23 protein-coding genes are annotated in these 22,367 nt (G+C 62.9%); 13 read left to right on the top strand and 10 right to left on the bottom strand.

Features of this window, described 5'->3' with window-relative positions; all coding sequences use genetic code 11:
* Window positions 1-12: 12 nt before the first annotated feature.
* Window positions 13-153: an entericidin A/B family lipoprotein gene (locus tag NKI05_RS04215; RefSeq protein ID WP_023670401.1), complete on the bottom strand. Its 141-nt coding sequence runs from the start codon at window positions 151-153 to the stop codon at window positions 13-15.
* A 65-nt stretch (window positions 154-218) separates the two neighbouring features.
* On the opposite strand from NKI05_RS04215, the gene NKI05_RS04210 reads away from it, so the two are divergent.
* The 10 genes from NKI05_RS04210 to NKI05_RS04165 all read left to right on the top strand — a co-directional run bounded on the left by NKI05_RS04210 (window position 219) and on the right by NKI05_RS04165 (window position 9,332).
* Entirely contained in the window at window positions 219-848 is a 630-nt protein-coding gene (locus NKI05_RS04210; protein ID WP_023681776.1) for a DUF1638 domain-containing protein, read from the top strand.
* A 114-nt stretch (window positions 849-962) separates the two neighbouring features.
* Window positions 963-1,538, top strand: a complete 576-nt coding sequence (locus NKI05_RS04205; RefSeq protein WP_023681777.1) for a DUF4893 domain-containing protein — start codon at window positions 963-965, stop codon at window positions 1,536-1,538.
* Window positions 1,539-1,648: 110 nt separating this feature from the next.
* A complete protein-coding gene (locus tag NKI05_RS04200; RefSeq protein ID WP_023815493.1) occupies window positions 1,649-2,431 on the top strand; it encodes a formyl transferase in 783 nt (260 codons plus the stop codon).
* Window positions 2,432-2,619: 188 nt separating this feature from the next.
* Entirely contained in the window at window positions 2,620-2,922 is a 303-nt protein-coding gene (locus NKI05_RS04195; RefSeq protein WP_023670397.1) for a virulence factor, read from the top strand.
* Window positions 2,915-3,538 (top strand): methylenetetrahydrofolate reductase C-terminal domain-containing protein, encoded by a 624-nt coding sequence (locus NKI05_RS04190; protein WP_352792191.1) that lies wholly within the window; start codon window positions 2,915-2,917, stop codon window positions 3,536-3,538. The genes NKI05_RS04195 and NKI05_RS04190 overlap by 8 nt, the downstream gene beginning before the upstream one ends.
* On the top strand, window positions 3,535-4,626 hold the full coding sequence (locus NKI05_RS04185; RefSeq protein WP_023670395.1) for a methylenetetrahydrofolate reductase: 1,092 nt from the start codon (window positions 3,535-3,537) through the stop codon (window positions 4,624-4,626). The genes NKI05_RS04190 and NKI05_RS04185 overlap by 4 nt, the downstream gene beginning before the upstream one ends.
* Window positions 4,627-4,706: 80 nt before the next feature.
* Entirely contained in the window at window positions 4,707-5,681 is a 975-nt protein-coding gene (locus NKI05_RS04180) for a methyltetrahydrofolate cobalamin methyltransferase (RefSeq protein WP_023670394.1), read from the top strand.
* Window positions 5,632-7,761: an ASKHA domain-containing protein gene (locus tag NKI05_RS04175; RefSeq protein WP_032894226.1), complete on the top strand. Its 2,130-nt coding sequence runs from the start codon at window positions 5,632-5,634 to the stop codon at window positions 7,759-7,761. Before NKI05_RS04180 ends, NKI05_RS04175 begins: the two co-directional genes overlap by 50 nt.
* 186 nt (window positions 7,762-7,947) lie before the next feature.
* Window positions 7,948-8,115, top strand: coding sequence for a hypothetical protein (locus NKI05_RS04170; RefSeq protein WP_196813564.1), 168 nt, complete (start codon window positions 7,948-7,950; stop codon window positions 8,113-8,115).
* 251 nt (window positions 8,116-8,366) lie between these two features.
* Complete coding sequence (locus NKI05_RS04165; protein WP_023688109.1) at window positions 8,367-9,332, top strand: alpha/beta hydrolase; 966 nt, start codon at window positions 8,367-8,369, stop codon at window positions 9,330-9,332.
* A 124-nt stretch (window positions 9,333-9,456) separates the two neighbouring features.
* On the opposite strand, the gene NKI05_RS04160 is transcribed toward NKI05_RS04165, so the two are convergent.
* Window positions 9,457-10,356: a LysR substrate-binding domain-containing protein gene (locus tag NKI05_RS04160; protein WP_023670389.1), complete on the bottom strand. Its 900-nt coding sequence runs from the start codon at window positions 10,354-10,356 to the stop codon at window positions 9,457-9,459.
* A 202-nt stretch (window positions 10,357-10,558) separates the two neighbouring features.
* Between NKI05_RS04160 and NKI05_RS04155 the strand changes: the two genes are divergently transcribed.
* The 3 genes from NKI05_RS04155 to NKI05_RS04145 all read left to right on the top strand — a co-directional run bounded on the left by NKI05_RS04155 (window position 10,559) and on the right by NKI05_RS04145 (window position 12,530).
* Complete coding sequence (locus NKI05_RS04155) at window positions 10,559-10,744, top strand: hypothetical protein (RefSeq protein ID WP_023681786.1); 186 nt, start codon at window positions 10,559-10,561, stop codon at window positions 10,742-10,744.
* A 363-nt stretch (window positions 10,745-11,107) separates the two neighbouring features.
* Window positions 11,108-11,242 carry a hypothetical protein gene (locus tag NKI05_RS04150; RefSeq protein ID WP_023681787.1) on the top strand — a complete coding sequence of 45 codons (135 nt, stop codon included), beginning with the start codon at window positions 11,108-11,110 and terminating at the stop codon, window positions 11,240-11,242.
* A 349-nt stretch (window positions 11,243-11,591) separates the two neighbouring features.
* Window positions 11,592-12,530, top strand: coding sequence for a GlxA family transcriptional regulator (locus NKI05_RS04145; protein WP_348524244.1), 939 nt, complete (start codon window positions 11,592-11,594; stop codon window positions 12,528-12,530).
* A gap of 13 nt (window positions 12,531-12,543) precedes the next feature.
* On the opposite strand, the gene NKI05_RS04140 is transcribed toward NKI05_RS04145, so the two are convergent.
* The 8 genes from NKI05_RS04140 to NKI05_RS04105 form a co-directional block, all read right to left on the bottom strand.
* Window positions 12,544-13,341 (bottom strand): ABC transporter ATP-binding protein, encoded by a 798-nt coding sequence (locus NKI05_RS04140; protein ID WP_023696446.1) that lies wholly within the window; start codon window positions 13,339-13,341, stop codon window positions 12,544-12,546.
* Complete coding sequence (locus NKI05_RS04135; RefSeq protein WP_023815496.1) at window positions 13,338-14,111, bottom strand: ABC transporter permease; 774 nt, start codon at window positions 14,109-14,111, stop codon at window positions 13,338-13,340. Before NKI05_RS04135 ends, NKI05_RS04140 begins: the two co-directional genes overlap by 4 nt.
* Before the next feature lie 91 nt (window positions 14,112-14,202).
* Window positions 14,203-15,153 (bottom strand): ABC transporter substrate-binding protein, encoded by a 951-nt coding sequence (locus NKI05_RS04130; RefSeq protein ID WP_023688106.1) that lies wholly within the window; start codon window positions 15,151-15,153, stop codon window positions 14,203-14,205.
* 99 nt (window positions 15,154-15,252) lie between these two features.
* Window positions 15,253-16,098, bottom strand: coding sequence for a DUF1194 domain-containing protein (locus NKI05_RS04125; protein ID WP_023691008.1), 846 nt, complete (start codon window positions 16,096-16,098; stop codon window positions 15,253-15,255).
* Between the two features lie 90 nt (window positions 16,099-16,188).
* Window positions 16,189-18,750 (bottom strand): GcvT family protein, encoded by a 2,562-nt coding sequence (locus NKI05_RS04120; protein ID WP_023815497.1) that lies wholly within the window; start codon window positions 18,748-18,750, stop codon window positions 16,189-16,191.
* A 154-nt stretch (window positions 18,751-18,904) separates the two neighbouring features.
* Window positions 18,905-19,660 (bottom strand): FkbM family methyltransferase, encoded by a 756-nt coding sequence (locus tag NKI05_RS04115; RefSeq protein WP_023815498.1) that lies wholly within the window; start codon window positions 19,658-19,660, stop codon window positions 18,905-18,907.
* Entirely contained in the window at window positions 19,657-20,883 is a 1,227-nt protein-coding gene (locus NKI05_RS04110) for a DUF2029 domain-containing protein (protein ID WP_023815499.1), read from the bottom strand. Before NKI05_RS04110 ends, NKI05_RS04115 begins: the two co-directional genes overlap by 4 nt.
* A gap of 34 nt (window positions 20,884-20,917) precedes the next feature.
* Entirely contained in the window at window positions 20,918-22,348 is a 1,431-nt protein-coding gene (locus NKI05_RS04105; protein WP_245261883.1) for an aspartate aminotransferase family protein, read from the bottom strand.
* Between the last annotated feature and the right edge of the window lie 19 nt (window positions 22,349-22,367).

Here is a 22,367-nt window from a genome sequence, read left to right as displayed (position 1 = left end):
CGGATGGCTGCGTCAGGGTTTGGTGACGGTGTCGTCGACGGCTTTCGCGGTCGATTTGATATCCCGGCCGACACCACGGACGGTGTTGGCACAGGCCGTAAGCGCCAGGACGCAGGCAAGGATTGCAATCGGCGCAACGCGTAACAGTTTCATGGACGGTTTATCCCTCTCTCGATAGATTCGCCCCACAGCAACGAAGGCCGCTTCGACCGGGTTCCATGGCCAGAATGCAAAAAACGAAACCGAATCAAGACGACAGGCTGCTGGTCATCGCCTGTGGAATGATTGCGCGCGAAGTTTTGGCCGTCAAGGAGCAGCTCAAGCTCGACCATCTCGACCTGACCTGCCTGCCGGCGGAGTTCCATTTCTACCCCGACCGCATCGCACCGGCGATGGACAAGGCGATCGAAGAGGCCAAGGCGGAAGGCTATAGCAACATCTTCGTTGGCTATGCCGATTGCGGTACCGGCGGCATGCTCGACCGGGTCCTGGAGAAGCACGGCGTCGAGCGCATGGCCGGGCCGCACTGCTTTGCCTTCTACCAAGGCATGGACGCCTATGCGAAGGTCGCCGACGACGACATGATGTCGTTCTACATGACCGATTTCCTGTGCCGCCAGTTCGACGCCTTCTTCATGAAGCCGCTCGGCCTCGACAAGCACCCGGAGCTGATCAAGGACTATTTCGGCAACTACCAGAAGCTGATCTACATCGCCCAGACCGACGATCCGGAACTCGACAAGGTCGCCGAGCAGGCCGCGAAGATGCTTGGCCTCGCCTATGAGCGCCGCTCGACGGGCTATGGCGACCTGACGGCCGGGCTGGCGCAGGCCGCCGCCCACGCCTGAAGCGGTTCTTGAGCCGGGACGCTGTCGAGAACAGATGACAGGCCGCCGCGGATGGTTAAGTTGTGAGCAACAAGCAAACAGGCTGATTCAGCCATCCGAACACGGAACGTCCCGATGACCCCTCGCGTCCTGCTCTCCGCCCTTGGCCTCCTCTGCCTCGTCTTGCCCGCTCGCGCCGACGGCGAGGTGCAGAAGATCATCACGCCTGCCGACAAGGTGCGGCTCCACAAATATGGCGAGACCCGCAAGGCGGCGCTGGCCGAGGCAAAAGCGGGAGACCCGGCTGAGGTCAGCCAACTCGACGCGCTGCTGGCAAAGCCGATAGTGGCCTTTTCCGACAAGGACCTGAGCGGCAACTGGCAATGCCGAACCATCAAGGTGGGCCTGACCGGCCCGCTGGTCATCTATGGCTGGTTCAAGTGCAAGGTCACGGACGATGGCTCCGGCTGGCAGCTGGAAAAGGTCAGCGGCTCGCAACGCACTAAGGGCCGTTTCTTCGACGATAGCGAAAAACGCGCGATCTATCTCGGCTCCGGTTATGTCAATGACAACAAGCCAAAACCCTATGGCAGCGGCCCGGAAAGCGACCAGGTCGGCTATGCCTTCCGCACCAGCGCCAATGAATGGCGCATCGAATTCCCGGCGCCCTACTACGAATCGAAACTCGACATCATCGAGTTCAAGCGCTGATCCGTTGGTCTCTCGCTGGCCGGGCGGTCATCAAGATTTAACCTCGCCCGGCACAGAATTGAGCCGGGCAGCGCACGGCAAATGGTTGCGCGCCGGCAAGAAAGCGCGCCATGGCATCAGCGGTTGAAAAAAGTGCTGCGATCGTCATCGTCACCGAAGGCGGGCCGCACATCTGGGCCATCGTCAACGCCATCGCCGACCAGCTCGACCCTGTCAGCGTCATCCTCGAAAGCCCTGAATCCAAAAAACAATTGCTGCTCGGCCGGGCGCGCCGCCAGGGCTGGTTTTCGGCCATCGGTCAACTCGGCACGATGGTGTTGACGAGGCTCGGCAAGCGCTTCTTCGCTGGCCACGCAGAGCGGCTCATCGCCGATCAGAAGCTTGAGACCGAGCCGAAGCCGGGACAAAAGATCATCCACGTCTCCTCCGCCAACGCAGCCGATTGCCTGCAGGCGATCGCCGACATCCGCCCGGGCGTGGTGCTGCTCGCCGGCTGCCGGCTCTTGTCCCGGCAGACGCTGGCGCAAATGCCCTGCCCGGTGCTCAACTACCACGCCGGCATCGCGCCCAAATACCGCGGCATGAATGGCGGCTACTGGGCGCTGGCCTCCGGCGATCTCCAGAATTTCGGCACCACCGTGCATCTGGTCGACGCCGGCGTCGATACCGGCGGCGTGTTGAAACAGGCGCGCGGCAAGCCGGAGCCCGGCGACACTATTTCGAGCTATGCGTTGCGCCAGGCGGCGTTCTCGCGTGACATCTGCGTCGAGGCGGTCCGCGGTGCCTTGGACGGCAAGCTTGTCACGATCGACCCCGGCCTGCCGTCGAAACAATGGTACCATCCGACGATCTGGTTCTATCTCTGGACCGGCCTGACCAAGCGGGTTTGGTAGCCAGCCTTCCCTCGGAATCTCGCCTTTCTTTTTGCGACGTCCAATAGCGTCGCTTTTGAATGCGCGCGCGTCGTCCCATAACAAGCAGCCCCACTGCGCATCCGGCAATGCTCGCACCTGCTGGACAAAGTGGTGGAGCGTCGTTTCCCTCATGGACGCACGGCGCTCTACAGGGAGTGAGAGAATTCATGGCCGATCTGATCGTCGTCTATTGGCGCGACATCCCCGCCCAGGTCATCGTCAAGAAGGGCCGGCAGAACGCCAAGCGCGAACTGCCGCTGCGCTTCACCGAGGCGATCGATATGTGCGCCATGCGCACCGGCGCCGGCGGCACCGACGATTACCTCGCCGAATGGCGCAAGGCCGATCCGATCCCGGTCGGCGACGACCTCGAAGCCGAGGTCGAGAAGGCATTCAGCGACATCGACGCGAAATACGACCGCGAGCGGCTGGTCGCTCTGGTCAAGGCGGGCGGGAAAGAAAATGTCTGAAACCACTCCTGCCAAAGAGGGGCCAAGGGTTACCCAGGCGGTGACCCAGGCCACGCAGGTCAAGAAGGCAGCGCCGAAATCCGACTACAAGCCGGCCGCCGTATCGCCGCAGCGGCGCGTGCAGCGCTCGTTTGCGATCAGGCTGTGGTCGATCCGCCATTCGCGATTGCTCGAATGGTTCTACTCCAGATTCGCAGACATGTTCCTGCTGCTCCATCCGCTGTGGAAAGGCCTTGGCTACGGCCGCGCAGAAGCGCCGATCAAGTTCGTTGAAAAACGCGTAAAAGGCTTCATGTTCGACTGCCGCATGTGCGGTCAGTGCATATTGTCCTCGACCGGCATGTCGTGCCCGATGAACTGCCCGAAGCAGCTGCGCAACGGCCCGTGTGGCGGCGTGCGCGCCAACGGCAATTGCGAGGTCGAGCCCGACATGCCTTGCGTCTGGGTCAAGGCCTGGGAAGGTTCGCGGAACATGGAGCATGGCGACAAGATCCTGACCGTTCAGAAGCCCGTAGACCAGTCGCTGCGCGAAACCTCGGCCTGGCTGCGGGTGACGGCCCAGTCGGCAGCGGCCCGTGAAGCAGCGGCCAACGCCAACACTGGAGCGGCCGCGTGATCGGCCGCCAGCGCGATGAAAACCCGGCCGGCATCCATCTGCCGCTCGATCCGCTGCCCGGCCACTCCTCGCGTGGCCGGCTGGAGCGTGTGCTGCGGCGCGGCGAATTCGCGGTCACCACCGAGCTCAACCCGCCCGACAGCGCCGATCCCGAAGACGTCTATAACCGCGCGAAAATCTTCGACGGCTGGGTCGACGCCATCAATGCCGTCGATGCCTCCGGCGCCAACTGCCACATGTCGTCGGTCGGCATTTGCGCGCTGCTCACCCGCATGGGCTACGCGCCGATCATGCAGATCGCCTGCCGCGACAGGAACCGCATCGCCATCCAGGGCGACGTGCTGGGCGGTGCCGCCATGGGGGTCGCCAACATGCTGTGCCTCACCGGCGACGGCGTCCAGGCCGGCGACCAGCCCGGCGCCAAGCCTGTCTTCGACCTCGATTCCATGTCGTTGCTGGAAACCTGCCGCATCATGCGCGACAACGGCAAGTTCCTGTCCGGCCGCAAGTTGACGACGCCGCCGCAAATTTTCCTCGGCGCCGCCGTCAACCCCTTCGCGCCACCCTTCGATTTCCGCCCGATCCATCTCGGCAAGAAGATCGCCGCCGGCGCGCAGTTCGTGCAGACGCAATACTGCTTCGACGTGCCGATGTTCAGAACCTTCATGCAGAGGGCGCGGGACTTGGGGCATACGGAAAAAGTTTTCATCCTGTGCGGCGTCGGCCCGCTGGCTTCGGCCAAGACGGCCAAATGGATCCGCTCCAACGTGCCCGGCATCCATATTCCGGACGAGATCATCAAGCGGCTGGAAGGTGCGCAGGACCAGAAGAAGGAAGGCAAGCAGCTCTGCACCGACATCATCAACGAGGTGAAGGAAATTCCTGGTGTCTCCGGCATCCATGTGATGGCCTACCGCCAGGAGGAATATGTCGCCGAGATCGTCGATGAATCGGGCGTGCTGAAAGGCCGCCAGCCATGGAAACGCGAGATCCGCCACGACGATCAGATGGTCGCCGACCGGCTCGAGAGCATACTGCACGACGACATTACCGAAACGCAGGTGGATATGGTGAAGACCGCGCACTGACAGCGCGGACGGCCAGCCATTCGCTTGAATGAAACCAGACAACGATATAAAGAAATCTTTATATCAGGCGGAGAGACTTCATGACCCGGACCATCGTCGCCTCGGCGACACGAGAGATCATCATCGGCTTCGACCAGCCTTTCTGCGTCATCGGCGAGCGCATCAACCCGACCGGCCGCAAGAAGCTGGCCGCCGAGATGATCGCCGGCAATTTCGAGACCGTCATCAAGGATGCGCTGGAACAGGCCGCCTGCGGCGCCACCATGCTCGACGTCAATGCCGGCGTCACCTCCGTTAATCCGAACGAAACCGAACCCGGCCTGCTCGTGCAGACGCTGGAGATCGTCCAGGGCCTTGTCGACCTGCCGTTGTCGATCGACTCGTCGGTGACCGCCGCCATCGAGGCAGCGCTCAAGGTCGCCAAGGGTCGGCCGCTGGTCAACTCCGTGACCGGCGAAGAGGAAAAGCTCGAAGCCATCCTGCCGCTGGTCAAGAAGTACAACGTTCCGGTCGTCGCCATCTCCAACGACGAGACCGGCATTTCGATGGATCCGGATGTGCGCTTCGCCGTCGCCAAGAAGATCGTGCAGCGCTGCGCCGATTTCGGCATTCCGGCGCATGACGTCGTCGTCGACCCGCTGGTGATGCCGATCGGCGCGCTCGGCGATGCCGGCCGCCAGGTCTTCGCGTTGCTGCGCCGTCTGCGCGAAGAGCTCAAGGTCAACACCACTTGCGGCCTGTCCAACATTTCGTTCGGCCTGCCGCACCGCCACGGCATCAACGCCGCCTTCATCCCGATGGTGATCGGCGCCGGCATGACTAGCGCTATCATGAACCCGGTTCGCCCGCAGGAAATGGAAGCCGTGCGCGGCGCCAATGTGCTCAACGGCACCGACGAGAACTGCACCAACTGGATCCGCACCTACAAGGATTACAAACCGGCCGAAGGCGGCCAGGCGGTCGCAGCGCCCACCGCCGTTAACGCTCCGGGCGAAGGCGGCGGCAATGGCGGTCGCCGGCGCGGCGGCCGTGAAGCCCGCATGGCCAGGGGATAAGCGCGCAATCGTGAACTCGCCTGCAAACATTACCGATCCGCTCGTGCTGTTCATGCCGTCAGGCAAGCGCGGGCGGTTTCCCGTCGGCACACCGGTGCTCGATGCCGCGCGTCAGCTCGGCGTCTATGTCGAGAGCGTCTGCGGTGGCCGCGCTACCTGCGGTCGCTGCCAGATCGAAGTGCAGGAAGGCAATTTCGCCAAGCACAAGATCGTCTCGTCCAACGACCACATCTCGCCCAAGGGCGCCAAGGAAGAGCGATATGAGCGCGTCCGCGGCCTGCCCGAGCGGCGGCGCCTGTCCTGCTCGGCGCAGATCCTCGGCGACCTCGTCATCGACGTGCCGCAGGACACGGTCATCAACGCCCAGACCATCCGCAAGGATGCCGACACGCGCGTCATCGCCCGCGATGCGGCAATCCGCATGTGCTATGTCGAGATCGAAGAGCCCGACATGCACAAGCCGCTGGGCGATCTCGACCGCCTCAAGATCGCCTTGATGAAGGATTGGGGCTTTAAAAACCTCGAATTCGACTTCTACCTGATGCCGCAGGTGCAAGGCATACTGCGCAAGGGTAACTGGACCGCGACCGCGGCCATCCACAAGGATGCCGAAAGCGACATCGCCCGCGTCATAGCACTCTGGCCCGGCCTCAAGAACCAGGCCTATGGACTGGCCTGCGACATCGGCTCGACCACCATCGCCATGCATCTGGTGTCGTTGCTGTCGGGCCGCGTCGCCGCTTCGTCAGGCACCTCCAACCCGCAGATCCGCTTCGGCGAGGATCTGATGAGCCGCGTCTCCTATGTGATGATGAACCCGGACGGCCGCGAAGGCATGACGGTCGCCGTACGCGAGGCGATCTCGGGCCTGGTCGACAAGGTCTGCGCGGAAGGCAATGTCCAGCGCAACGACATCCTGGATTCCGTCTTTGTCGGCAATCCGATCATGCACCATCTGTTCCTCGGCATCGATCCGACCGAACTCGGCGGCGCGCCCTTCGCACTCGCCGTCTCGGGCGCGGTGCGCATCAAGGCCTCCGATATCGGCCTGAAGCTCAACCAGGGCGCCCGCCTCTATATGCTGCCTTGTATTGCCGGCCATGTCGGCGCCGACGCCGCAGCCGTGACGCTGTCGGAAGGCCCGCATCGCCAGGACGAGATGATGCTGATCGTCGACGTCGGCACCAATGCCGAGATCGTGCTTGGCAACCGCAAGCGGGTGGTCGCAGCCTCCTCGCCCACCGGTCCCGCCTTCGAGGGCGCGGAAATCTCCGGCGGCCAGCGCGCTGCCCCCGGCGCAATCGAGCGCGTGCGCATCGACCCCGATACGCTGGAGCCGAAATACCGCGTCATCGGCTCTGAACTCTGGTCCGACGACCCCGGCTTCCTGGATAGCGTGCAGGCGACCGGCGTCACCGGCATTTGCGGCTCCGGCATCATCGAGATCGTGGCCGAAATGTACCTCGCCGGCATCATCTCCGAGGATGGCGTCATCGACGGGTCGCTGGCCGAGCGGTCGCCGCGCGTCACGGTCAACGGCCGCACCTTCTCTTATGTCTTGAAGGAAGGCGAACCCAAGATCACCATCACGCAGACCGACGTGCGCGCCATCCAGCTTGCCAAGGCGGCGCTCTATGCCGGCACCAAGCTTCTGATGGAAAAGCAGAACACCGAACACGTCGACCGCATCCATTTCGCCGGCGCGTTCGGCTCGTTCATCGATCCGAAATACGCCATGGTGCTCGGCCTGATCCCGGATTGCGACCTCGACAAGGTCTCGGCCGTCGGCAACGCCGCCGGCGCCGGTGCGCGGATGGCGCTGCTCAATCGTGGCTATCGCCGCGAGATCGAGGACACGGTCAGCCACATCGAGAAGATCGAGACCGCTCTGGAGCCGAAATTCCAGGAGCATTTCGTCTACGCGATGGCGCTTCCCAACAAGGTCGATCCGTTCCCGAAACTGTCGGCGGCGGTGAAATTGCCGCCACGCAAGACCGTCAGCGAGGATGGCGTCGCCGGCGACGCCGCCCCGCGCCGGCGTTCGCGCGAAGGCCATGCCGCCAGGCGCAGCCGGGAATAAGCCGCCTTACGAAGGCCGCCAATTCGCCCAATTTCATTTGTATGCAAATGTTTCCAGATCGCACCGATCTGGAAACCGAAACGCTGTTTTGGCGCAATCCGTCCGATACAGACGTGAAGCATTTAACGGACATCGAATGGCGGACCGGACTATTCCGCCGCCACAACGCTCCAAAGGAGAATAGAGATGTTCGAGACCCTGGGCCGTTTTCGTGCGGCCATGAAGAATGCACAGGCCGTGCGCGCCATGAACAACCTGCCACCCGAAATCCAGAAGGACATCGGCTGGCCCGTGTCGCCGCGCATCGACGCCCAGACCAACCTGTCGCGTCTGATCCTGGGCTCGGGCCGCTGATGACCTTCGCCGACAAGTGCAAATTGCTGACCAAGCGCCGGGGCCGCCGCATGGTCCCGGCTGCGACCGACGTCAAGCTGCGCGCCGCGCTGCTGCCCCGGCGCTGAGCCGCGCTGCGCAAAACAGCGGACCTGGCTGATCAAACAACCGTGTTGGCTTGGGCCAGAATCTTGACATTTCGGCTGGAGGTACGATCTTCGAGACAGTGGGGGAATTCTCTTAGTCGGCTGCGGCCGAGCTTGTGTACGCGAATGCCCAGTTTCAAAAGCCACCTCGTTTCCTTCATCCTCCGGCACAGCCGCAAGAAGGCATTTGCCAGCCCGGAAAACCTGCAGCGCTGGATCGCATATGCCCGCAAGACCGAGGATCATCATCCCCCGGCATTGCTGCGGGAGCAGCTCGATATCACCGAGCGCAGCGTCGATGGCTTCCCTGTCTATGAAATCGCGCCGAAGGCCGGCGAACGCAGGCGCATCCTCTACATGCATGGCGGCGCCTATGTCTTCCAGATCACATCCTATCATTGGGGGTTGATCGCCGAGGTGGCCGAGCGCTTGGGTTTCGGCATCACCGTGCCGATCTATCCCATCGCGCCGGAGCATGATTTCCACGCCATGTTCGGCATGGTCGGCGACGTCTACCGGCAGATGCTGGATGAGACCGACGCTGAAGACATCGTCTTCATGGGCGATTCCGCGGGCGGCAACATGGCCGTCGTGCTGACCATGATGGCGGCTGAGGAAGGCCTGCCCTTGCCGTCGCGCCACGTGCTGATTTCACCCGGCCTCGACATGTCGCTGTCCAACCCCGAAGTGTTCGAGGCGGAACGCAACGATCCGTGGCTCGGCATTTCCGGCGGGCTGGAAGCGATCCGCATGTACAGTGCCGGCATCGATCGCAGGGACTGGCATATCAGTCCGCTCTATGGCGACCTCTCGGTGCTGCCGCAGACCCTGCTTCTGACCGGCTCGCACGACCTGCTCAGCCCCGACAATCTGATCTTCGCCAAAAAGGCACGCGCTGCCGGCGTCGATATCGACGTCGTCTATGAGGAAGGCATGTTCCACGTCTGGCCGCTGATCGAGATGCCGGAGGCGCGTCGCGCCAGGGACAGCATCGTCGCCTTCCTTGAAGGTGAGCCCACCAAGCGGCGCGCAACTGCGCGGCGCACGGCGCGACCCGCTCTCGCGGCGCGCCCCGCCCAAGCAGCGGAATAGCAGAGCAATTCCAGGAAAAGTGTAAAACGGTTTTCCCGGGAAAGCGTGTAGCGCTTTCCCTTGGGAATTGAGTCAAAACAAGGAGTTAGAGCGGCTCGCCGTTTCCGTGAAACGGTGAACCGCTCTAGAACTTGCCGGTTTCGCGGAAAAGCTCGAACGTCGCACGGATATGGTCGGCGACGGCCTTGACCGGCGCGCTGGCGTCCGGCGACACCACCATCGCCAGATTGTAGGTGCCGATATCGGGCATGCCGTCCTTCGGGCAAAGCTCGACCATGTCGTTGCCCAGGAACGACTTCGGCAACGGTGCAACCGCGAGATCCGACATGATGGCGGCGCGCTGGCCTGCCGTGTGGGCGCTCATATAGGCGATGCGGTAATTGCGGCCTTCACGGCTCAGCGCATCGAGCGCGCCGGCCCGCCAGGCGCAGCCCTCTTCCCACAGCGACACCGGCAAAGGCTCGCGCAGATGCGCGCTGCCGCCCTTGGCGCCGGCCCAGACGATCGGCTCGGTGAGCAGCACCTCGGCGCCGAGTGCGCTGGTCTTGTAGGAATTGGTCAGCAGCGTGATGTCGAGCGCCCGGTCGTCCATGCGGCGGCGCAGATTGCTGCTCTGGTCGATGGTGACGTCGACGGCAATCGACGGATGCGACTGCGCGAAACGCTTCAGCACATGCGGCAACACGCGCTCGCCATAGTCGTCCGGCGAGCCGAGCCGCACCACGCCGACGATCTCGGGGATGATGAACTTCGACACCACCTCGCGGTTGATCGACAACAGCCGGCGGGCATAACCGAGCAGCATCTCGCCATCCGTGGTCAGCGTCACCGAGCGCGCATCCCGCGCGAAAACAGACCGCCCGAGAATGTCCTCGAGCTTCTTGATCTGCATGGAGACCGCCGACGGCGTGCGGAACACCGCATTGGCCGCCGTGGTGAAACTGCCGGTCTCTGCAATGGCCACGAAGGTGCGCAAAACGTCGAGATCGAGCAGCGGCAGCGGATGATTGAGTGGGGCGTTCATCGGGATCGACCTTCAATTTTTCTGATGTGAAGCATCATTCCATTTCGTTTGATTGAACATCAGATTGGGAGGATAGTCAACTCCATCGAAGGCAGGACGTGCCATGGCTCCAACGCTCCTGACACGGAATTGCACTCGATGCGGAATATCCAGGCGACGGAACGCGTTCATGCGGGACGTGCCACAACCAAAGGAGAATGAAATGTCTATCCTGTCATCCATCGGTCGGCTTGCGACCGAATTGAGCGCGGCCCGCGCCCGCTTCCAGACCGAACGTGCGATCCGCTCGCTGCCGATCGAACTGCAGAAGGATATCGGCTGGCCTGAAGCTGCCGACACCAAGACCGGTGCACGCCACGGCGTCGGATCCTGGGCTGGAGCAAAGTAAACCATTGTGTACCTTGTGCTGAAGGCCTGCCGCGCAGACCAGCCCGGCAGGCCTTCTCTATTGGCCCTGCAGGCTTTCTCCAACTTATTTGCACTCAAATGATTTTCAGAGCCGTGTCGCCGCTGCATAGCGCATATGCGTCACTTGCATGGCGCCTCAATGTCGCCGGTAACACACTGTAAGTAATCGTAAATTTTGGGCACCATGCCCAATAATGTCGCAAACGATGTCGCATTTCCATTCAAGCGCTTCGCATTTGCGATTTAGTTTCTGCTCACGCAGGCCTATATCACCGTCAGCAAACGAGCTGCCCCACTCCATCAAGCGAAGGCGACCCGTCTGAGCAACCGATAGGAGATGATGATGAAGCTTTTTGCCCGCCTCTTTGCCCGCCGCGAAATGAACCTGACGACCGCTCTCGAGCGCCAGCGCCTTGCCAATACCATGCCCGGCCAGACCGGTGCCATGAATGCGGTGCGCCTCGGTTTCGTTGCCTGAGATAACGGCTAGCGCTCAGCGCTTCCCTGCCGCTGCCGATAGTCGATAACAGCGCCGCTTCGGCTTGACCGAAGCGGCGTTTCTCATTTTTGGCACCTATGCCGCCGCCACCATGCCCAATCCGTCGGCAGCCCGTGCCTGTCATCCCGGACGATTGCTCATTTGCGACCCATGTCGCAAATATAGTTTCCGCTTAGCCCCCTAGCCGATTGACAGGAATGGTTTTTCCTGATGTCGCTGTGCTGTTCGCGACATCCTGTTCGCGCCATGGCCGCGTGAGGTTCCCTTGAACGCCGTAAAGCATCCGATCAAGCGATCGTTTGTATTCTTCCTTGTCCCGGACTTCACCATGATCGCCTTTGCGACGGCGCTCGACCCGCTGCGCTCGGCCAACCGCATGCTCGGCTATGAGGCCTATCGCTGGCGCCTCGCCAGCATCGACGGCAAGCCGGTGCGCGCCTCCAACGGCGTCGAATGCGCCGTCAACACCTCGCTCGAGGAAGAGCGCAAGAAAATGGCCGGGCCGGATCGGCCGAACATGGCCATCGTCTGCAGCGGCATGAATGTCGAGCGCTACCAGAATAGGTCGGCCTTCGCCTGGCTGCGCGAGGAATACAACAGAGGCGTCGCCGTCGGCGGCCTGTGCACCGGCGCGCATATCCTTGCCGCCGCCGGCCTGCTCTCCAACAAGCGCTGCGCCATCCATTGGGAAAACCTGCCGGGCTTTTCCGAGGCCTTTCCCAAGGCCAACGTCTTTGCCGACCTCTTCGAGATCGACCAGAACATCTACACCTGCGCCGGCGGCACCGCCGCCCTCGACATGATGCTCAAGCTGATCGGCGACGATTTCGACGACAATCTGGTCAACCGCGTGTGCGAGCAGGTGCTGACCGACCGCGTGCGCAGCCCCACCGACCGCCAGCGCCTGCCGCTGCGCGCCCGCCTCGGCGTGCAGAATTCCAAGGTGCTGACCATCATCGAACTGATGGAAGGCAATCTCTCCGAACCGCTGTCGCTGATCGAGATCGCCGACCATGTCGACCTGTCGCGCCGCCAGATCGAGCGCCTGTTCCGCACCGAGATGGGCAGATCCCCTGCCCGCTACTACTTGGAAATCCGCCTCGACCGCGCCCGGCACCTGCTGATCCAGTCCTCGATGCCGGTGGTCGAGGTAGCGGTCGCCTGCGGCTTCGTCTCGGCGTCGCATTTCTCCAAATGCTACCGCGAACTCTATGCCCGCTCGCCGCAGCAGGAGCGCGTCGACCGCAAGCAATTGCTGGCGGCCTGATCCGAAAACGCACTCAGGCTTCGGCGGGCTGCGCCTGTACTGTGCGCATCGCCTCGACGCGGATATCCTCGGTCAGCCGCGCCTTGAGCGCCGAGAACTCCCGGCTGGTCTTCAGCGTATAGTGACGCGGATGCGGCAGGTCGATGGCGACATCCGACTTGATGCGGCCTGGCCGAGCGCTCATCACGATCACCCGCGAAGCCATGAAGATCGCCTCCTCGATGTCGTGGGTGACGAACAGCACTGTCTTCTTGCGCCGCTCCCAGATGCCGAGCAGCAGTTCCTGCATCAGTCCGCGCGTCTGGTTGTCGAGCGCACCGAACGGCTCGTCCAGCAACAGGATTTCGGGGTCGTTGGCCAGCGCCCGGGCGATCGCCGTGCGCTGCTGCATGCCGCCGGACAGCTGCTTTGGCCAATGGTTCTCGAAGCCCTTGAGCCCGACGAGGTCGACATAGGAAGCGACGATCCCGTCTCGCTCCTTTTCGGCCATGCCACGTTCGCGCAGGCCGAAGGCGATATTCTGCGCCACCGTTAGCCACGGAAACAGCGTGTAGGACTGGAACACCATGCCGCGATCCGGTCCCGGCCGCGTCACCGCCTTGCCGTCGAGCAGCACACGGCCTTCGCTCGGCGCTTCCAGGCCGGCAACGATCCTGAGCAGCGTCGACTTCCCGCAGCCGGACGGCCCCAGAATGGTGATGAAGTCGTTGGCCGCGACCGCAAGGTCGACCGGCATCAGCGCCTTGACCGGCTGCCCGCCGCGCACGCCGGCGAAGGTTCGCGAGACGCCTTCGATAAGCAACTTGCTCATGCCAGGCTCCAGGGAAAGAGCCAGCGATTGAACGCCTTGAAGGCGAAGTCGGACAACAGTCCGATCAGCCCGATGACGATGATGCCGGAGATGATCTGCCCTGTCGCCAGCCGCGACTGGCTGTTGATGATCATGTAGCCGATGCCTGAGGACGAACCGATCAGCTCGGCGACGATGACATAGGTCCAAGCCCAGCCGAGCACCAGCCGCAGCGTCTCGGCAATCTCGGGCGCATTGGCCGGCATGATGACCCGTTTGACGATACCGCTGTTGGTCGAGCCCAGCGTATAGGCCGCCTCGACCAGGTCGCGCCGCGTCGAGCCCACCTTGACCGCGACGATCAGGATGATCTGGAACACCGAGCCGACGAAGATGACCAGCAGCTTTTCCAGCTCGCCAATTCCGGCCCACAGGATGAGCAGCGGAATGAAGGCCGAAGCCGGGAGGTAGCGGGCGAAGGAGACGAACGGCTCCAGAAACGCCTCTATTGGTTTCCAGGCGCCCATGGCGATGCCGATCGGCACGGCGACGATCGACGCCAGCAGGAACCCGCCGAAGACCCGCCAGATGGTGATCAATATGTCGAGCCAGAAGCGGTCCTCGACCAGCAGCCGCCAACCATCCCGCAGCATCGACAGCGGGTCGGCGAGGAAGATGCGGTTGACGTGGCCGCCAAGCGTGATCCACGCCCAGAAGGCGACGAACAGCACGAAGAAGGAAATGCCAAGCACGGTTCGAATGCCCGGCGACACCGGATGCAAGGGGCGCATCTTCAGATCGTCCGCATCGTCAAATCATCACTTGTCCAGGAGAGAGCGGCGGCCCTAGGCGCCGCCGCACAATGGTCAAAGGCGAGGCCTGTCAGTTCGCCACCGCGCTGGTGTCGGCCAGCGTGGCAACGTCTGGCGCTTCCTTGATCAACCCCATCTGCAGCAGAAGCTCGCCGGCGGTCTTGGAAAAGTCCTGGAATTCCTTGGTGAAGAACTGCTTGTTCTCCGCCTTGTCGGCCCATTTCAGGTATTTCGCCGAATCCTCGAATTCTTTCGCAGACTGCTTCACGTCGGCGCCCATGATCTCGTAGGATCTCTGCGGATCGCTCTTGATCAGGTCGAGCGCTTCGAAATAGCTGTCGGCCAGCGCCTTGGCGGCGTCGGGATTGGCGGTGAGGAATTCAGGCGTGCAGCCGACCGTGTCGAGCACCATCGGGTAGTCGAGCGTGGTCGCCAATATGTGGCCCTGATCGGACTTGTCGCGCACCGCCGAGATGAACGGCTCATAGGTGACCGCCGCATCGTTCTGGCCGGCGAGGAAGGCTTGCGCCGCCGCATCCGGTTCCAGGTTGACGACGGTCACATCCTTGGTCGACAGGCCGTTCTTGTTCAGCACCCAGGCCAGCATGAAATAGGGCGACGTGCCCGGCGCCGAGGACGCGACATTCTTGCCCTTGAGGTCGGCGACGGTCTTGATGTCGTTGCGCACGACAATGCCGTCGGCGCCATAGGATTTGTCGAGCTGGAAGATCTGCTTGGTGGTGACGCCGCTGGCGTTCCACACCAGCCAGGTCTCGACCGTGGTGGCGGCGCATTGCAGATCGCCGCTGGCGATGGCGAGCGGCCGGCTGGCCTGCGGCACCTTCTTCAGGGTCACGTCGAGGCCATGCTTCTCGAAGATGCCGGCCTGCTTGGCGAGCGTCAGCGGCGCAAAGCCGGTCCATCCGCTGATGCCGATGGTGACCGATGTGGCAGCCTCGGCCGGCACGGATATTGCAGCCGCAAGCGCCAATACCGCGGCAGCGACGATGGTCTTGTTCATGTCGGTTCCCCTTGTTTTTTCGGATGCCGAATTGTGTCACAGACGCCCATGGGCTTGTCAATGAAACCGGCCCTTCACGGCAGCGTGATGATGCGAACGCTAACGGGCATCGAACATCCAGCTGCGGTCGCGCCACATCTTTTCGCCGACCTGGCAGTCGGTCGGCCGGTCCTGCGCCAGCACCACCGGCGGATGCCCGGCCTCCTCGCGCGCCCGTTGCGGCGAAGCGGCGCCGGCCAGCTCCAGCACCAGCTTGCGGCGGATGGCTTCGGGAAACTGCGTCCAGTCATTGACCGGGATCATGAAGGATCCGGGACCGCCGATGACGCAGTCGCTGTAGTAGCGGTCGAGATTGTTGACGTCATAGGCGCCGCCGAACCCGCCGCGCGTCATCAGCGGCAGGCCGTTGATGATGATGCCTTGCTTGACCACCGCGTCGCGGGTGATGTCGACGGGCGCGCCCTGGTTGTTGGGCCCGTCGCCGGAAATATCGATGACGCGCTTTGTCCCCTGAAAACCGCTTTCGGCGAACAGATCGCTGCCGAATTCCAGCGCGCCGGAAATCGAGGTGCGCCGGGCGCTGGCCGGCGGATGGGCGGAAAGCTGCGCGGCCACCCGCTCGGCATCGGCCCGGCTGGCGATCACCGTCCACGGCACGACGACCTGCTGCGTGGTCGCTCCCGCCCATTCGACATAGGTGACGGCGACCTTGCCGTAGGCACCATCGGCGATGGCCTGCAGAACATTGTCGTGCGTCAGCGCAGCAGCATAGCCGTGACGCTGGATTTCAAGTTCGCCCGGCGACATCGACAGCGACACGTCGACGGCCAGCACCAGCTCGACGTCAACCGGCTCGGCGGCTTGAACCGGCGGCACCAGCCAGAGCCCCAGCGCCAGCGCGGCGCTGCCTGAAAGGAAATGTCGTGCGCAAGAAAAAGCAGACATACCCGAAGGTAAGCGAAAACCGGCTGCTGACAAAGCAAAAAGCCCGGCGAGGTGCCGGCTTTTCGATATGTTGGTTGGAACCGATGAAGCTCAACTCCTCGGCTTCAGATTCTCTGGATCGTAGAGCGGCTTGTAGCCGACGGCAGCCACCTCGACCGGGTAGGTCTCGCCGAAATATTCGATGGCAAACTTGCGGCCCTCCTGGGCATGGGCCCAGGGCAGATAGGCGAGGCCGATGTTCTTGCCGATGGTCGGGCCGTAGGCCATCGATGTGGTGAAGGAGCGGCGGCCGAGTTCGTCGACCAGCGTCTCGCCGGTCTTCGGATCCATCACCGGCATGGTGCCGACGGGATAGCGGGCAACACCCTTCGAATCGACGTTTTCCGTCATCACCAGCGTGCACAGGATCGCCGGCTGGTGCTCGCGGGTGCGGTATTCGACATGTTTTGCCTTGCCGCAGAAATCGTTCTCCTTGACCTTCGGTCGGGCAAGGTCGGCCTCGAGCAGATTGTACTCGGTCAACAGGTCGGCGTTCTGCAGGCGCAGGCTCTTTTCCATGCGCCGGGTGTTGGCATAGGTCTCGACGCCGAACGGCATGACCCCGGTCGAGCGCAGCGCGTCCCAAACGGCCAGGCCGTCTTCGTAACGCATATGCAGTTCCCAGCCCTGCTCGCCGACATAAGAGATGCGGAAGGCGGTGACGTCCTTGCCGCCGATCCTGACCGGCTTGATCGCCGCGAAGGGGAAGTTCTCGAGCGAGAGACCATCCGGATTTTCGACCACTTTCTGCAGCGTCGCCCGCGCGTTCGGTCCCCAGATGCCGATGGTGACGTATTTTTCCGTCACGTCGGTGATGGTGACGTCAAAGCCTTTGTCCTGCGCGGTGCGCTGCATGTAGCGGAAGTCGCGCGGACCGGCGTCGGCGCCGTCGATCAGACGGCAGCGGTCGGCCATGCGGATGACGGTGAAGTCGGCGCGCACCATGCCTTCCTCGTCGAGGAAGTGGGTGTAGATACCCTTGCCGATATTGTTGTCGCCACCAATCTTGGCCGCGCACAGCCACTCCAGCAGCGCGACATGGTCCGGCCCTTCGATGTCGTACATCGAGAAATGCGAGAGGTTGACGATGCCGCAATCCTCGCTCATCGCCAGGTGCTCGGCATTGGACACCCGCCAGAAATGGCGGTTGTCCCATTCGTTCTCACGTACGGGAACCCGGTTGCCATACTTCTCCAGCAGATGCTCGTTGGCGGCATAGCCATGCGCGCGCTCCCAACCGCCCAGCTCCATGAAGTAACCGCCAAGCTCCTTCTCGCGCTCCCAGAACGGCGAGCGGCGGATGTTGCGACCTTTGGAGAACGGCTCGCGCGGATGCACCGCCGGATTGTAGACCTTCATCGCCGTCTCGGTGCAACGATCCCAGATGAACTGCTCTTTCGTCTGGTGCGGATAGAAGCGCGCATAGTCGATGGCGTGATGGTCGATTTCCGTGCGGCCGTCCGTCATCCAGTCGGCGATCAGCTTGCCCATGCCGGGGCCGTCCTTGACCCAGATGGCGACGGCGTACCAGAGGCCCCTCACCTTCTGGCTCTCGCCCATGGACGGGCCGCCATCGGCGGTCACCTGCAACAGGCCGTTGAAGGAATGGCTTTCGTTGTAGCCGAGTTCGCCCAGGATCGGCGTCAGTTCCATGGCGCGCTCCAGCGGCGCCAGGATCTGCTCCATGTCGAGATCGCGCTGCGACGGCGACAGCCGCGCCTGATCCTTTTCCAGCAAATCGCGCGGATGGCAAAGACGCGGATTGGTCTCTTCGTAGTAACCCCATTCGATCTGGCCGCCTTCGGCGGTCTTGGGATCGCCGGTGTCGCGCATATAGGCCGAATTGCCTTGGTCGCGCAGCAGCGGCCAGCCGATCTCCTTGCCGGTACCGGCAAACTCATTGTAAGGCCCGAAGAAGGTCAGCGGATGGTCGATCGGCATCACCGGCAGGTCTTCGCCGACCATCTCGGCGATCAGCCGGCCCCAGATGCCGGCGCAGACGATGACATAATCGGCCATGATCGTGCCGCGGTCGGTGACGACGCCCTTGATGCGGCCTTCCTCGACGATGAGAGATTTGGCGGGCGTGTTGGCGAAGGATTTGAGTTTCCCCGTAGCTTCCGCCTGGTCGACCAGCTTGCCGGCGACGGTCTGCGAGCGCGGGATGACCAGGCCGGCGTCCGGATCCCACAGGCCGCCCTGCACCATGGACTCTTCGATCAGCGGGAATTTTTCCTTGATCTCGGCCGGTTCGATCAGCCGGGCGCGGGTGCCGAAGGATTTGGCCGAGGCGATCTTGCGCTTGATCTCGTCCATGCGGCTGTCGTCGCCGACGCGCGCCACTTCGAGACCGCCGATGCGGGCGTAATGGCCCATCTTTTCGTAGAAATCGATGGAGTAGAGCGTCGTCCAGCACGACAGGAAATCATGGCTCGTGGTGTAGCAGAAGTCCGAGGCATGCGCGGTCGAGCCGATATCGGTCGGGATGCCCGATTTGTCGATGCCGACAATGTCGGTCCAGCCGCGTTCGATCAGGTGATGGGCGATCGATGCGCCGACAATGCCACCCAGGCCGACGATGACGACCTTCGCCTGTTTCGGAAACTCTGCCATTGCCGCGACTCCAAGGGGATAAAGCGGGCGCGTCCGCGCCCGTTCGAATGGCGCACAATATGCAGAGGACGTGGATGGAGCTACCGCCTGTTTGCGACACGTCGCGGATGCGACGCGACCCGGCGCGCCGGCGTGCCGCCAGTGGCGATCTATCTCAGGCGAAGGCCCAGATGTCCTCGGCCTGGAAGCCGACCTGATAGCCTGATGTCTTGAGCTTGACCACGACCTCGCCGATTTCAGCCGCCGGCAGCGCGCCGACCTCGACCTTGATCATGCCGGGGCGGTAGCGCTTGAGGTCGAGCTGTTCGAAGACGATCCAGTCGGCGCCCTCGCAATCGACCAGGAAGGCGTCGATATGCGTGATGCCGTTGCGGTCGAGCAGCGTCTGCAGCGTTTCCGACGGCACTTCGATATCCCTGAGGTGCGGCGCGAACTTGTTGAAATTGGCGTCGGCCTCGCCCCAGGCATTCTTGCCCGACATCAGATTGGTGTCGGTGACCGATGAGCAGCCGATGAACTCGACCGGCAGCGTGCCGGCCTCGAGTGCCGCGGCATCGAAAGTGTGGACGGTGATCGTGCCTTTGGTTTTTGTCACCGCGACCGGTTCGACGACGAAGCGTTCCGTGTCGGGATAGTTGGCGCGCAACCGCTTCTGATTGTACGGGATCGGCTCGACCAGCACGGCCCGCGCCCGCGGAATGCGGTGCAGCCACGGCGTGACGTCGTCGAACAGCGCGCCGTCGCAAGCGCCGACATTGACCATCTGGAAGGATTGCCCACCGCCAAACCGCGCCTTCAGCGCCGCCTTGGCCAGGAATTTCGTGCCACGCAACGCCGGCCCGCGATCAAGCAGGCCGGCAGGCAGGCCGAGTGAAAGGGCGATGCGCGCCAGCCCGGAAATGGAACTCATGGCTTATCTCCAGGTATGGCGATGGGCCGCCTTCCATTCAGGCTTGCCGACGCCCACAGCGCCATGATCGGGCCGACAAGCAAAAGGTAGGGCGGCAGAAGGTTCGGGAAGTAGATGCGGGTGTCGTGGATCGGAAAGACGGTGAATTTCGCCAGCACGCCAAGCACCAGCGCTGCAAGCAGGATGCCGGCGCGACGATCGAGCCGGAAGCCGGCGCGGCCGAGCGCAAACCACGCGGCCAGCGCCAGAACCGAGACCCCGACCCAGCTGTTGATGCTGATGGCGCGAATGAAGGATGCGGCAAACGCCTTGAGATAGGCGCCAACCGAGAACGGCGGCTCGAAGCCATCCATATTGTAGTGCTGCTCGATGCTGGAGAACCACAGATGCGGCCACCAGCCGGGATGCTGGGCCCAGTGCGAAATCGCGAAATAGGCGACGAAGGACGCGGCAAAGCCGGCCAGCGCGCCCCACGCCCGCTGCCGGAAGACCAGCAGCAGCACGGCGAAAATGGCCAGGAACACGATGTTGTCCGGCCGCGCCATGAAGGCCAGGAAAAGCAGGACAGCGGTCGCTGCCTCGCGGCCGCGCACATAGGCAAACAGCCCGCCGAGGAACAGGGCCGAGCACATCAGATCCGGAGTCGAGGCGCGCGCCGCGTCGCCGAAATCGGCCATGATCAGTACCGCGCCGGCCACCGGCGCCAGCGCCAGCGCGCCTTCGGTTCGCAGCCACAGCAGCGTGATCATCCCGAACAGGAGCACCGAGACCACCTGCAGCACCCGCATCGCCTCGACAGGCGACATCACCGAACTCATCGTCGAAAGAATCTCGGCGTAGAGGAACTTGATCCGGTACATGCCAAGCAGCGAGTGAAAGTCGGCGGCATTTTGCGCCATATGGCTGCGGAAGCCGCCGCCATCGTCTGTCAGCGCCTTGTAATCGGCGGCCGAAACGCCGGCCTGGACCGTCCTGTAGGCATAGTCATGCAGCGCCTGCGCATCTGGGTAAGCGCCCTCCTCGGCGATTGCGAGATAAGGCAGCATGTCCCAATTGGCATCGGGCATCGTCCAGGCGGTAAACGCTGTCAGCAGGATATAGAGCGAAAACGCGATCGCGCCGATTGGCGCGGCCCATCGCGCATAAGTCCCCTCGCCCCACGCGAGAGCGGCCGCGGTCAGCCGGTCGAGTGTGTTTTGCGGGGCGGGAGACTTGCTCAGCATTGTCGGACTCAGGACTTCGCTCAACGGACTTCTTTTAACGGACTTGGCTTTTGACGAAATCCTTCACGATTCCCACAATGCCGCGCGACAGCAGGCTATCGAAAGCATCGACGAAACGGTCGACATGCTCGCGCTGGCAGATCAGCGGCGGCTCGAGACGGATGACGTTGCGATTGTATTCGGTGAAGGCGACGAGCACGTCATAGTCGCGCAGCAACAGCGCGCCGACGAAGCCCGACAGCGAGCCCTTCAGCTTGTCGTCGAGGACGCTGACGATCGGACGTAGCACCATCGGCAAGGTCTGCGAGAAGTCGTGGAACTCGAGCCCGACCATAAAGCCTTTGCCGCGCACATCCTTGATGATCTTCGGGTACTTCTCCTTCAGCGCCTGCAGGCGCTGCAGCAGATAGTCGCCGGCAGTGGCGGCGTTGTCGATCAGCCCCTCATCATAGAGCACGTTGATGCCCTCGATCGCGGTGACGCAGGCCTCGCCCATGCCGCCAAAGGTGGCCATGGCATGGATCATCGCCGTCTTCGGCGTGCCATAGGCCTTCATATAGACCTCGCGCCGGGCGACCATCGCGCCGACCGCCGCCTTGCCTGCGCCGAGCGACTTGGCCAGCGCCGTCACATCGGGCACGACGCCATAATGTTCGAAGGCGTAGAAGCGGCCGGACCGGCCATAGCCGCACTGCACTTCATCAGCCACCCACAGCACCCCATAGTGGTCGCAGAGCGCGCGCAATTTCTGCCAGTATTCGGCCTCGGCCTGGATGATGCCGCCGCCGCCCTGGATGGTCTCGAGTACGATGACGCCGACCTCCGGGTCGGAGCGGAACAGCCGCTCGACCGCTTCGATATCGGCGAACGGAATGCGCACGGTGTTCTCAGCCATCTTGAAGTCCGCGCGGTAGAGCTGGCCGTCGGTGATGCCGAGCACGCCCTTGGTCTTGCCGTGGAAGGAATTCTCGGCATAGACGATTTTTGGCCTCTTCGGCCCGGCGGCGCGCTCGGCGAGCTTCACCGCCGCTTCCATCGCTTCCGAACCCGACGAGCCCAGAAACACCATGTTGAGATCGCCGGGCGAGCATTTGGCGATGTTGTGCGCAAGGGCCGATGCATATTGCGACATGAAGGCGATGGCGATTTCCTGGCGCTTCTCCTCCTGGAATTTGCGCCGGGCCTCCAGGATGCGCGGATGGTTGTGGCCGAAGGCCAGCGAACCGAAGCCGCCGAAGAAGTCGAGAATCTTGCGGCCGTTCTGGTCGATGTAGAACATGCCTTCGGCACGCTCGATCTTGATCTTGTGGAAGCCGAGCAGCTTCATGAAATGCAGCTGGCCCGGATTGAGATGCGCCTTGAACAGGTCGGTCATGCGCGCGACATCCATCGCCTTCGCCTGCTCGACGCTGATCAGGTCGGGCTTGGCGATGGCGGTAGGCGACAACGCCGGCGCGCCGACCATGGTGCGCGCGTTCGTCTGC

Origin of the sequence: Mesorhizobium sp. M0771 (genome assembly GCF_040320155.1) — a bacterium.
Lineage (GTDB): Bacteria > Pseudomonadota > Alphaproteobacteria > Rhizobiales > Rhizobiaceae > Mesorhizobium.
The sequence above is the reverse complement of the archived record's forward strand: the minus strand, read 5'-3'. Positions and strand labels throughout refer to the sequence as shown.